10 protein-coding genes and 1 pseudogene are annotated in these 11398 nt (G+C 61.7%); 6 read left to right on the plus strand and 5 right to left on the minus strand.

The genetic code is table 11. The features are described 5' to 3' along the window. Positions 1 to 149: 149 nt before the first annotated feature. The 4 genes from KFO72_RS39635 to KFO72_RS39650 form a co-directional block, all read right to left on the minus strand. Entirely contained in the window at positions 150 to 329 is a 180-nt protein-coding gene (locus KFO72_RS39635) for a hypothetical protein (RefSeq protein WP_225034351.1), read from the minus strand. 50 nt (positions 330 to 379) lie between these two features. Continuing rightward, entirely contained in the window at positions 380 to 1543 is a 1164-nt protein-coding gene (locus KFO72_RS39640; RefSeq protein WP_060607584.1) for a GGDEF domain-containing protein, read from the minus strand. Between the two features lie 92 nt (positions 1544 to 1635). Then, positions 1636 to 2454, minus strand: a complete 819-nt coding sequence (locus tag KFO72_RS39645) for a flagellin domain-containing protein (protein ID WP_054931928.1) — start codon at positions 2452 to 2454, stop codon at positions 1636 to 1638. 239 nt (positions 2455 to 2693) lie between these two features. Beyond that, on the minus strand, positions 2694 to 3845 hold the full coding sequence (locus KFO72_RS39650) for a porin (protein WP_054931927.1): 1152 nt from the start codon (positions 3843 to 3845) through the stop codon (positions 2694 to 2696). A gap of 512 nt (positions 3846 to 4357) precedes the next feature. Here KFO72_RS39650 and KFO72_RS39655 point away from each other — a divergent pair. Continuing rightward, a complete protein-coding gene (locus KFO72_RS39655) occupies positions 4358 to 5119 on the plus strand; it encodes a FadR/GntR family transcriptional regulator (RefSeq protein WP_054931937.1) in 762 nt (253 codons plus the stop codon). Positions 5120 to 5197: 78 nt separating this feature from the next. Here the strand turns inward: KFO72_RS39655 and KFO72_RS39660 are convergent. Further along, positions 5198 to 5638 (minus strand): annotated as a pseudogene (locus tag KFO72_RS39660) (aldehyde dehydrogenase (NADP(+))); the annotation flags it as partial. Positions 5639 to 5924: 286 nt separating this feature from the next. Between KFO72_RS39660 and garL the strand changes: the two are divergent. The 5 genes from garL to kdgD all read left to right on the plus strand — a co-directional run bounded on the left by garL (position 5925) and on the right by kdgD (position 11173). Next, positions 5925 to 6719: a 2-dehydro-3-deoxyglucarate aldolase gene (garL, locus tag KFO72_RS39665; RefSeq protein WP_225034352.1), complete on the plus strand. Its 795-nt coding sequence runs from the start codon at positions 5925 to 5927 to the stop codon at positions 6717 to 6719. Positions 6720 to 6774: 55 nt separating this feature from the next. Next, positions 6775 to 7668, plus strand: a complete 894-nt coding sequence (locus tag KFO72_RS39670; RefSeq protein WP_054931924.1) for a 2-hydroxy-3-oxopropionate reductase — start codon at positions 6775 to 6777, stop codon at positions 7666 to 7668. Further along, entirely contained in the window at positions 7665 to 8726 is a 1062-nt protein-coding gene (locus tag KFO72_RS39675; RefSeq protein ID WP_225034353.1) for a lactonase family protein, read from the plus strand. The genes KFO72_RS39670 and KFO72_RS39675 overlap by 4 nt, the downstream gene beginning before the upstream one ends. A gap of 96 nt (positions 8727 to 8822) precedes the next feature. Beyond that, on the plus strand, positions 8823 to 10163 hold the full coding sequence (gene gudD / locus KFO72_RS39680) for a glucarate dehydratase (RefSeq protein ID WP_107203368.1): 1341 nt from the start codon (positions 8823 to 8825) through the stop codon (positions 10161 to 10163). Between the two features lie 92 nt (positions 10164 to 10255). Continuing rightward, complete coding sequence (gene kdgD / locus KFO72_RS39685) at positions 10256 to 11173, plus strand: 5-dehydro-4-deoxyglucarate dehydratase (RefSeq protein WP_054931921.1); 918 nt, start codon at positions 10256 to 10258, stop codon at positions 11171 to 11173. The last annotated feature ends 225 nt before the right edge of the window (positions 11174 to 11398 follow it).

The following is an 11398-nucleotide window of genomic DNA, read 5'->3' on the forward strand; positions in this document are numbered from 1 at the left end:
GTGTATCAGGTCGTAATTGCCGGATTATAAAATGCTTGGTGCATATCGGAAAAATCAACTCGGTCCATCAAGAACATATTTAACAATTCATTTGAACGGAATCACCAGTGCTTTAATGCCACATTATCCGACAATCTTTAATCGGCATTTCACAATTCCGATGCACCGCGGATAAAGTCCTCATGCACGATCTCCCACGCCCCCTCTTGCAGCCGCCATGGAACATCTGCTTGTAGAACATCGTCGTCAGTTCGCATAGGCAGCAGTAAGGAAATGGACGAAACGCCCAGCTTGCCTCGTGAAAAGTGATGCCCGAGCTGGAAAGCCATATTCTCGTCCATCTTGCCGATGAAGGCCGGATGATAGGCGCCCGGCGCGCCTAGATCAGGATCACGTGGTCGCTGAGCTGGACGCAATTGCGTCCGCCGCGTTTCGCGCTGTACAGCGCTTCGTCGGCATCTCTCGCCAGTTGCTCGATGGTGGCGTCGCTCGCGGCCATGCACGCGACACCGATACTGCATGTGTAGCCGGGCAGCGTTGCGTCGTCTTTCTGCGCGACGCGCCGGCGGATACGCTCCGCATGGTCCCTCGCCTCGTCGGGAGGCACGCGCGGCAGCAGCACGGCGAACTCCTCGCCGCCCCAGCGCGCGACATGCCCCGGCGCCGGCAACATGTCGGCGACGCGCTTCGCGAAGTCGATCAGAATGCGATCGCCCGTGGCGTGCCCATACGTGTCGTTCACCTGCTTGAAATGATCGAGATCGATCAGCAGCAGCGACAGCAATCCGCCCGTGCGCATCGCCTTCTCGCGTTCCTGTTGATGCGCGCTCAGAAACGCGCGACGATTCAGCAGCCCCGTCAGCGGGTCCATGAACGACTGCTGCTCGAGCTGATTGCGCAGCCGCTCCATCGCGGCGAACAGCAAGCCGACCGTCACCGTCAGCGACATCAGCGCGCCCGTGATCAGATAGATCTTCTGGATCAGGTCGGGAGCGAACAGGCCCACGCTCGCCCAGGCCGGGACGAACATCGACAGGCCGCGCGCCGCCGTCACCGCCGTCTGCACCAGCAGCATCGAGCCGACGTAGAGCGCCGTATTGCTGCCTTTGCCGAAACGCAGCATCGTGAAGCTGTTCAGCCCGAACGTCGCCGTCAGGATCGCGGACATGCACAGCGTGCGTCCCGCCACGGAAGGATGAACCCACGTCATCCAGCTCATGGCGATCACGCCCGTCACGAGCAGCAGCGCGACGAAGCGGCGCGAAGGACGCAGCCCATAAAACAGCTGACCGCCGATAAGCCACAGCCCCGTGCCGAGAATCAGGCCGACGTTGGCGACGACAATCGAAAGCCAGTCGCCGATGCCGCCGCGCAACGCAAGCAATATCGCCGACAACGACACGGCCAGCGCACCTGACGCCCAATGCCCGACGCCGCGAATGTTTGCCGGAAAACCGCGCCCCAGCGAAAACATGACGAGCGCCATCAAGCCTGGCATGACTGCCGACATCAGAATGACGGTGCGAAGATCGAAGGCTGGCATACGGCTCCGGAAGCGGGCTCGCGACATGAAACGCATCCGTCTCATGTGCGCTTGCGGGACAACCTCGCAATATACCTCAGGCCGCGCCGCCGTCACTCCAGCAGTTTCAGCACGGTCTGCGGCATCGAGTTGGCCTGCGCCAGCACCGAGATACCCGCCTGCTGCAACACTTGCGCCTTCGACAGATTCGCTGTTTCCGTCGCGAAGTCCGCGTCGGTGATTTGCGAACGCGCCGAACTCATGTTCGTTGCTTGCGTGTTCGTCGTCGAGATGGCGGCCTGAAACGTGTTCTGCGTCGCGCCGAGCGTTGCCTGGAACGTATTGACGCTCGTGAGAACGCTATCGATCGTGCTCATCGCCGCCTGCGCGCCCGATGCCGAAGAAACCGACAGCCCGCTGATGCCGAGGCTGCCTGCATCCCATTTCTGCGAGCCGAAGTCGGCGGTGATCTGCTGGTTCTCGAATGCGCCGATCTGGAAGTTGATCGTACCGACGCCGTTCAGAACGGCCTGGCCGTTGAACGTGGTCTGTTGCGCGACGCGCGTGATTTCCGTCAAGCGGGTCGACACTTCCGACTGCAGGTTCACCAGCGCGGTGGAATCGAGCGAGCCGTCGCCCGCCTCCACTGCGAGCTGGCGAATGCGCTGCAGGTTGTCGACGATCGATTGCAGCGCGCCGTTCGTCGTCTGCACCATCGAAATGCCGTTGTTCGCATTCGCCGCCCCTTGCGTCAGCGCATTGATCGACGCCGTTTGCGTTGTCGAAATGGCGAGACCGGCCGCATCGTCGGCGGCCGTATTCACGCGCTTGCCCGACGACAGGCGGCTGATCGCCTGCGAGAGCGCGCTTTGCGAGCCCGACAGGTTGTTCTTCGCCGTCAGCGACATGATGTTGGTGTTGATGTTCAGCATTCGCTTCCTCGTTCCTCAATAACTGCCATTAAAGACCTTTTGCATCGCCAGCCTGCCAATACATTCATTAGCGGCGTTGCTTCTTTTCTAACGGTTCGATAACAGCAAAATTGAGAGCGCAAAACCTTTCATTCATGCCATTTACGCTTACTTCAACTTTCTTACCGACTATTTTTAAATGAATAAAAAAACCCGCATGTGCGAATCGCGCATGCGGGTTTTGCATCAGCAGCAATGCATCAGAACTTGTGGCGAATCCCCACAATCGCGATCTCTTGCGTGCTCGTGCCGTTATAGCCGTACGAGCCAATCGACGCCTGCGCTGCCTGCGTCGTGCCATCGGACAGACGCTGCGTGCCGTTGGCATGCTGATACGCTGCGACGGCGTAGAAGTCGGTGCGCTTGGACAGGTTGTAGTCCGCGCCGATGCTGACCTGGTGATAATGCGCCGACGTATCGCCCGATGCCGCCGTGTACGCATAGCCCACGCCCGCGATCAACGCAGGCGTTGCCTGGTACGCGACGAACGCCTTGCCGCTGTTGTACTTCTCGGTCGTCGAGAAGCTCGAGCTTGCATCGGCCTTCAGTTGCGTGTTGCTGTACGACGCGCCCAGCGTCACGGAGCCGAGTACGTACTGACCGCCCAACTGGGCAATGCTGACCGACTTCGCGCTCACGTAACCGTCGTTGATGTGGCTGTCGAAGATCGAGTCCGTCGTGCTGCTCGCCCAGCTCGTACGCCCGCCCGTTGCGGAGTTGTTGGTTGCGCGCAGATAACCTGCCGCCAGCGACAGATTGCCGACAGAGTACGTCGCCGCGCCGCTATACGTATAGCCTTGTCCCGTCTGACCAGCCACGCCGCTGAATGCATACAGGCCTTCGAACTGGAAGCCCGCGTAGTTCGGCGACACATACTTGACCGCGTTCGACACGCGCGCGCTATTGTCGTTGTTGTCGACGTCGCCGGGCGTCGCGAACGTGGAGCCGAAGTAGTTGTCGGCGGTGACGCCCTGAACCGTATCCGTGATGGGATCGTACTGACGGCCCAGCGTGACGGTGCCCCACTTGTCGCCCTGGAAGCCCACGTACGCCTGGCGGCCGAACAGGCGCGAACCCTGGCCCATCTTGCCCGTGCCGACATCGAAGCCGCTTTCCAGCGCGAAGATCGCCTTCAGGCCGCCGCCGAGATCTTCACTGCCCTTCAGGCCCCAGCGGTCGCCGCTCAGGTTGCCGTTGATCATGCCCGTCAGGTTGCTGTTCGAATCGGCGTTGTGCACGTAGCCGATGCCTGCATCGATAAGCCCGTAGAGCGTGACGCTGTTCTGTGCGTGAGCCGCGATGGTCATCGAGCTCAACGTGAATGCAACAGCCGCAATTGCAGTTCTTTTCATCTGTTCCTCTATCACTCGTTTAAAAATGTATTGCGACCGCGAGAATACAGGTGCGTAAAAATAGATAAATTACTTGTTGGTTATATGCAACTCATTAGCTTTCCTGTCTTTTATAAAGCAAAAAAGGCCATGTGAATGCACATAGCCGAAGTCCGGAACCATTATTCATCTGCGTGGAAAAAGAGAATATGAAGCGAATTCCAGACAGGCGCCAATCTAGGTGACGCAATTTTTGAAGTCAACGCGTGAGGCCGCATGACGCGTTTCCGAATCTTTCTTTCTTGCAGCGGATAAGCGGAACGACCGCACGCCAAATAGCGTTCACGCGCCGTTGCCGGAACAACTTCCACGCGTTGCGATGTCAGACAAGCCAATCGGACCGATCTGGATCATTCGCTTGGCGCGAGCACACACGCGCTTCACAGCCACCACAACTCCCAAGCCAAACTCGGCCTTTCGTTGTAGGACAACGTATAATGCAGATAAATCTCGAAAATCCCCAGGAGCGATACATGGCCGCGTCTGCAGCACCAGGTTCGACCCCACGGCGGGCACGCGGGAGCCTTGCTGATCAGGTCGTCGCCTATGTCAACGAGCAGGTTGCTTCGCACGCGCTCAAGCCGGGCGATCAACTGCCGACCGAAACGACGCTGATGTCCTTGCTCGGCGTCAGCCGCACCGTCGTGCGCGAGGCCATTTCGCGTCTGCAGGCCAATCGCGTGATCGAAACACGTCACGGGATCGGCAGCTTCGTACTGGAGCCGCGCCGCGAGCCGCTCGGCCTGGACATGGTGCCCGCCACCACGTTGAACGATGTGCTGTCAGTGCTGGAATTGCGCATCAGCCTCGAGACGGAATGCGCGGGGCTCGCCGCGCAGCGCGCAAGCGAACGCGATATCGCGAAGATTCGCGCGGCGCTCGATGCCATCGAAGAAACGAGCCGCGCAGGCGGCGACAGCACGGCCGCCGATTTGCGCTTCCATATTTCGATTGCGAACGCGACGGGCAACCGCTATTTCGTCGACATTCTCACGCAACTGGGCACGGCGCTGATTCCGCGGCATCGCGTGGATTCGGCGGGGCTCGCACAAAGCGATCCGAATGCCTATATGGCGCGAGTGAATCTCGAACACGAAAACATTCTCGATGCGATCGCGCGCAAAGACCCTGACGGTGCGCGCGCGGCGATGCGCATGCACCTGTCCAGCAGCCGCGAACGCCTGCGCCGCGCAAGTGCCCAGGCGGAAGAAGCGGCGGCGACACGCACGTCTTAAAACACGACGTCGAGAAAACGAAAGAGCGGCCTGAATCCGGGGCCGCTTTTTCATTACAAGGCCAATCGCATCAGACGATCATGCGTTGACGATCTGCCCGTCGCGACGCCGCCAGAGTCCGGGTGGATTGTCGTCGGCCAGCGCCTGCGGCAGCAGTTCAAGCGGACAATGCTGATAGCACACAGGGCGCAGAAAGCGCTCGATCGACGTCGAGCCGACCGACGTCACGCGGCTATCCGCCGTTGCCGGGAACGGGCCGCCGTGCACCATCGCGTGACACACTTCGACACCCGTCGGGAACCCGTTGACGAGCAGACGCCCCGCCTTGCGTTCCAGAATCGGCACCAGCTTCCGCGCGAGTTGCGCGTCGTCGCGATCCATCGCAATCGTTGCCGTCAGTTGTCCCGCGAAGTGCTCCGCGACTGCCAGCAACTCCCGGTCGTCCTTGCATCGCACGATGGTCGATGCGGGACCGAACACCTCGTCTTCCAGTTCGGGCTTCTTTAGAAAGACGGCTGCCCTGTCCGCGCCATGAGCCGCCCGCCGCCCGATCAGCATGTCACCCGTCAATCGCACGACCTCTCTTCTCCATCTGGCTGATTCAACATCGGTCATCGTACAACGTATCTTCACGACAATGCAACGCGCCCCGCTTCCAGCGCGGCGCTTGCCGCAAGCTTTCAGGGTTTACCATCCTTTCTCGCGGTCAACTGACAACGTATCTTGTGTTCAGACGTCCTATGACATACCATATTTTGCAAGACGCACCTTGCCGGACGAGCAGCGCCCGACCCAGGAGATAGAGATGGCTTTGTCGTCACCGCATCAACCGTATCAACCGTTACCGAACAGCTTTCGCGCCGCCGTCAAGAACGGCGAGCGCCTGATCGGCTGCTGGGCATCATTGGCCAGCCCGATCACGACGGAACTGCTCGGCACCGTGGGGTTCGACTGGATCCTGCTCGACGCCGAGCACGCGCCCAACGACGAACTCACGCTGATACCGCAGCTGATGGCGCTGAAAGACAGCCGCTCCGCGCCCATCGTGCGTCCGCCGTCCAACGACAACGTCATCATCAAGCGCATGCTCGACGCGGGCTTCTTCAACTTCCTGATCCCGTTCGTCGACAGCGCCGACGACGCGCGCCGCGCCGTCGCCACGACCCGCTACCCGCCGCACGGCATTCGCGGCGTGTCGGTCGGTCAGCGCGGTAATCGATACGGATCGGTGACGGACTACCTGCAGGTGGTCAACGACAACATCTGCGTCATCGTGCAGATCGAGAGCCGCGCGGCCGTCGCCGCAATCGAGGAGATCCTCGCGGTGGAAGGCGTCGACGGCGTCTTCATCGGCCCTTCGGACCTCGCCGCCGCGTATGGTCATCTGGGCAATGCCGGTCACGCGGACGTTCAGCAGGCTATCGCGCATGTCTTCGAACGCGCGAAGGCAGCGGGCAAACCATCGGGCATCCTCGCGCACGTGCAGCAGGACGCCGAGCGCTATCTCGGCATGGGCGCCACACTGGTCTCCGTCTGCGCCGACATGGGCCTGTTACGCAGCGGCGCGCTCAATGTCCGCCAGCACTTCATGCCGGCCTGATCGGCCCGACTGAACGCACGGACGTCACCTCACATCACATTATCGGGAGTAGCGAATGCAAACAGCAGGCTTCATCGGACTCGGCATCATGGGCAAGCCCATGGCAGCCAATCTTCGCAAGAACGGCGTCGAGCTCACCGCATTCACGCGCAGCGGCGTGCCCGACGAGCTGACGCAGGCGGGCGTGACGGCATCGGCGAGTCCTGCGGATGTCGCCGCGAAAGCGGACGTGATCTTCATCATGGTGCCGGACACGCCGGACGTCGAGCGCGTGCTGTTCGGCGAGAACGGCGTCGCAAGCAAGCTGCGCCAGGGGCAGATCGTGGTCGACATGAGCTCGATCTCGCCCATCGCCACGCGCGACTTCGCGGCCCGCGTGCGCGAGAAGGGCGCGGACTATCTCGATGCGCCCGTGTCGGGCGGCGAAGTCGGTGCGAAAGCCGCGTCGCTGACCATCATGGTGGGCGGCGCACAAGCCACCTTCGACAAGGTCAAGCCGCTGTTCGACATGCTCGGCAAGAACGTCTCGCTGATCGGCGAAGTCGGCGCGGGACAGATCTGCAAGGTCGCGAACCAGGTGATCGTCGCCGCGACGATCGAAGCCGTGGGCGAAGCGCTGCTGCTCGCATCGAAGGCCGGCGTCGATGCCGAGAAAGTGCGCAAGGCATTGATGGGCGGCTTCGCTTCGTCACGCATTCTCGAAGTGCACGGCGAGCGCATGACGAAGCGCACGTTCGACCCGGGCTTCCGGATCGAACTGCATCAGAAAGACTTGAACCTCGCCCTCTCCACAGCGCAAGCGCTCGGCGTCTCGCTGCCGAACACGTCGACCTGCCAGGCCCTGTTCAACGCCTGCGCGGCGCACGGTGGCAAGGCATGGGACCACTCGGGGATGGTTCGCGCGCTCGAATATCTCGCCGACCACGAGATCGGGCAGCAGCCGAAATGACGTTTTACGCAATCGTCTCAAACGCGGTGGATGGCGATCTCGCCGTATTCCGCGTCGATGGTTCGGCGGGCGGCATCGAACGTATCGCGCGCCATCCGGCCGGCGACACCGTGATGCCACTCGCCCTCTCCGCCGACGGCCGCGTGCTGCACGCCGCCACGCGCGGCGCGCAACGGCACATCGTCACGTATTCGGTCGACACCTCCACGGGCGCTCTCACGCATGTGCGAACCGCGTCGATCGAATCGAATCTCGCATACCTGTCGCTGACGCCGTCAGGCGACTGGCTGCTCGGCGCATCGTATGGCGAGTCTTCCGTGAGCCTGTATCGCGCGGGGCCATTGGACAGCGCTGACATCAGGCCGCGTCAGGTGGTCGAGGGCTTCGTGCATGCGCACGCGGTGATCGCGTCGGCGGATGGCCGCTTCGCCTACGCGACCTCGCTCGGCTCCGACACGGTGTTCTGTTTTTCGATCGTCGGCGACACGCACGACGCGATGCTCGAACTCGTGCAGAAGGTGACCGTGGAAGCGGGCTTCGGCCCGCGTCATCTGCGCTTGTCGCCGGATGAAAAAACGCTGTACGTGTCGAGCGAATTTCGCGCGACCGTCGCTGTGTTTTCACGCAGCGGCGAAACAGGCGAGCTGTCGGCGCGCAGCGTATCGCCGCGCGCCAGGTCGCTCGCGTACCTGAACGATGGCTGCCTGCGCACTGCGCAAACCGATCCCGCAACAGCCGCGACACTCGTCTGGGGCGCCGATTTGCAGGTGACGCCCGATGGCCGCTACGTCTACGTCGCCGAGCGCACGTCGAGCCGTCTGATCGCCTACCGCGTGGCCCGCGAGGGCTCGCTCGAATACGCGGGCTTCACCGACACGGAAGCGCAACCGCGCGGCTTCAGGATCGACCCGTCGGGCCGCTTTCTCGTCGCTTGCGGCGAGAAGTCCACGCAGGTCGTCGTGTATGCGATCGACGCCGACTCGGGCGCCCTCTCTGCCGTTTCGCGCTGCGAAGGCGGACGCGGCGCGAACTGGGTCGAGATTGTCGCCCAGACGTAGCGTTTCCACGGCGGACGCGGCAGCGCGAAGCTTTTTCATCGAATTCACAGGCCCATAACAGGCCAATTTTGGGACCCAACCCCAGGACCGACTCTCATGTCTACGATTACCCAAGGCGCCCCAACCGTCACCGAATTGCGCGTCGTCCCCGTGGCCGGCCGCGACAGCATGCTGATGAACCTGAGCGGCGCTCACGGCCCGTTCTTCACGCGCAACATCGTGATTCTGCGCGACAGCGCGGGCAACACCGGCGTCGGCGAAGTGCCGGGCGGCGAGAACATCCGCAAGACGATCGACGACGCGCGTCCGTTCGTCGTCGGTCAATCCATCGGTAACTTGCAGGCTGTGCTCAACAAGGTGCGCAAGCAGTTCGCGGATCGCGACGCGGGCGGCCGCGGCCTGCAGACCTTCGATCTGCGCACGACGATTCACGCCGTGACGGCGCTCGAAGCCGCCCTCCTCGATCTGCTCGGCCAGCACCTGGGCGTGCCTGTCGCGGCGCTGCTCGGCGAAGGCCAGCAACGCGACGAAGTCGAAATGCTCGGCTATCTCTTCTACATCGGGGATCGGAAGAAGACGGACCTGCCGTACGTGAGCGGCGTCGAAGGACGCGACGATTGGGAACGCCTGCGCACGGAAGAAGCGCTGACGCCGGAATCCGTCGTGCGACTTGCCGAAGCCGCGCAGGCGCGTTACGGCTTCAACGACTTCAAGCTCAAGGGCGGCGTGCTCGCGGGCGACGCCGAGATCGAAGCGGTGACGGCGCTGGCCGAACGCTTCCCTGAAGCGCGCGTGACGCTCGATCCGAACGGCGCGTGGTCGCTGGCGGAAGCGATCCGCCTATGCCGCGACCAGCACGACGTACTCGCATACGCGGAAGATCCGTGCGGCGCGGAGAACGGCTACTCGGGCCGCGAGGTGATGGCGGAATTCCGCCGTGCGACGGGCCTGCCGACGGCGACCAACATGATCGCCACCGACTGGCGTCAGATGGGCCATGCCATCCAGTTGCAATCGGTCGACATTCCGCTCGCCGACCCGCACTTCTGGACGATGCAGGGCTCGGTGCGCGTTGCGCAGATGTGCAACGACTGGGGCCTCACGTGGGGCTCGCATTCGAACAATCACTTCGACATTTCGCTCGCGATGTTCACGCATGTCGCGGCGGCTGCGCCAGGCAAGATCACTGCGATCGACACGCACTGGATCTGGCAGGACGGCCAGTATCTGACACGCGATCCATTGCAGATCGCCGGCGGCAAGGTGAAGGTGCCGGCGAAGCCGGGCCTTGGCGTCGAACTCGACATGGACGCGCTCGAGAAGGCACATGCGCTGTATCAGCAGCATGGACTCGGTGCACGCGACGATGGTGTCGCAATGCAGTACCTGATTCCGAACTGGAAGTTCGACAACAAGCGGCCTTGCCTCGTGCGTTGATTTTTTCACGGCCTGAAACCATTCCAGAACGACGCGGCCTGCGTGGCCGCCGATACTTCAACACTGACTGACACACCCAAGCGAACTCAAACATGACCACGCCACAAGAACTCAAAGCGATCGTATCCGAAGGCCTTCTGTCGTTCCCCGTCACCGACTTCGACAGCAACGGCGACTTCCGCCCCGACACGTATGCCGCGCGACTGGAATGGCTTGCGCCGTATGGCGCGACTGCCCTCTTCGCTGCGGGCGGCACGGGGGAGTTCTTCTCGCTGACGAAGTCGGAGTATTCGAATGTGATTCGTACTGCGACGGAGACCTGCAAGGGCAAGGTGCCGATTCTGGCGGGCGCGGGCGGCCCGACGCGTGTCGCGATCGAATATGCGCAGGAAGCCGAGCGCAATGGCGCGCAGGGCGTGCTGCTGATGCCGCACTATTTGACGGAAGCGTCGCAGGAAGGCATTGCGGCGCACGTCGAGCAGGTGTGCAAGGCGGTGAAGAACATGGGCGTGATCGTTTATAACCGCGCGAATTCGAAGCTCGGGGCGGATTCGTTGGAGCGTCTTGCCGACAAGTGCCCGAACCTGATCGGGTTCAAGGATGGCGTGGGCGATATCGAAAGCATGGTGACCATTCGCCGGCGCATGGGCGACCGGTTCTCTTATCTTGGCGGTCTGCCGACGGCTGAAGTCTACGCGGCGGCGTATAAGGCGCTTGGGGTGCCTGTTTATTCTTCGGCGGTGTTCAATTTCATTCCTAAGACGGCGATGGAGTTTTATCGCGCGATTGCTGCGGATGATCATGTCACTACTGGCAAGCTGCTTGATGAGTTCTTTTTGCCTTATCTGGCGATTCGGAATCGTCGGCAAGGGTATGCGGTGAGTATCGTTAAGGCTGGGGCCAAGCTTGTTGGACATGATGCCGGGCCTGTGCGGGCGCCCCTCACCGATCTGAATGAAGACGAGCTTGCGCAGCTCGATGGGCTTATCAAGAAGCTTGGAGCGCAGTAAGGTTTTTTTGTCTGCGACGCTGTTGGGGTTTTGGCCTTTTCGTTGGCAGCTGGGATGTTGCCTTCGCGGCGCGTAGCGGTTTGGTTGTTCCGGTCTTTGCGCGGGCATCCGCGATTTGCTTTTGCTTTTGCTTTTGCTTTTGCTTTTGCTTTTGCTTTTGCTTTTGCTTCTGCTTTTGCTTTCGCTGGCATCCGCGAATTGTTAGCGTGCTTCACGCGTCGCCCC

Origin of the sequence: Paraburkholderia sp. XV (assembly GCF_020177535.1) — a bacterium.
In the GTDB taxonomy this organism is placed as follows: Bacteria; Pseudomonadota; Gammaproteobacteria; order Burkholderiales; family Burkholderiaceae; genus Paraburkholderia; species Paraburkholderia caribensis.

Bases quoted from the DNA above. Each gene is read 5' to 3' on its own strand.
- KFO72_RS39635 (WP_225034351.1), bottom strand. From the start codon at position 329: ATGGCTTTCCAGCTCGGGCATCACTTTTCACGAGGCAAGCTGGGCGTT.
- KFO72_RS39640 (WP_060607584.1), bottom strand. From the start codon at position 1,543: ATGCCAGCCTTCGATCTTCGCACCGTCATTCTGATGTCGGCAGTCATG.
- KFO72_RS39645 (WP_054931928.1), bottom strand. From the start codon at position 2,454: ATGCTGAACATCAACACCAACATCATGTCGCTGACGGCGAAGAACAAC.
- KFO72_RS39650 (WP_054931927.1), bottom strand. From the start codon at position 3,845: ATGAAAAGAACTGCAATTGCGGCTGTTGCATTCACGTTGAGCTCGATG.
- KFO72_RS39655 (WP_054931937.1), top strand. From the start codon at position 4,358: ATGGCCGCGTCTGCAGCACCAGGTTCGACCCCACGGCGGGCACGCGGG.
- garL (WP_225034352.1), top strand. From the start codon at position 5,925: ATGGCTTTGTCGTCACCGCATCAACCGTATCAACCGTTACCGAACAGC.
- KFO72_RS39670 (WP_054931924.1), top strand. From the start codon at position 6,775: ATGCAAACAGCAGGCTTCATCGGACTCGGCATCATGGGCAAGCCCATG.
- KFO72_RS39675 (WP_225034353.1), top strand. From the start codon at position 7,665: ATGACGTTTTACGCAATCGTCTCAAACGCGGTGGATGGCGATCTCGCC.
- gudD (WP_107203368.1), top strand. From the start codon at position 8,823: ATGTCTACGATTACCCAAGGCGCCCCAACCGTCACCGAATTGCGCGTC.
- kdgD (WP_054931921.1), top strand. From the start codon at position 10,256: ATGACCACGCCACAAGAACTCAAAGCGATCGTATCCGAAGGCCTTCTG.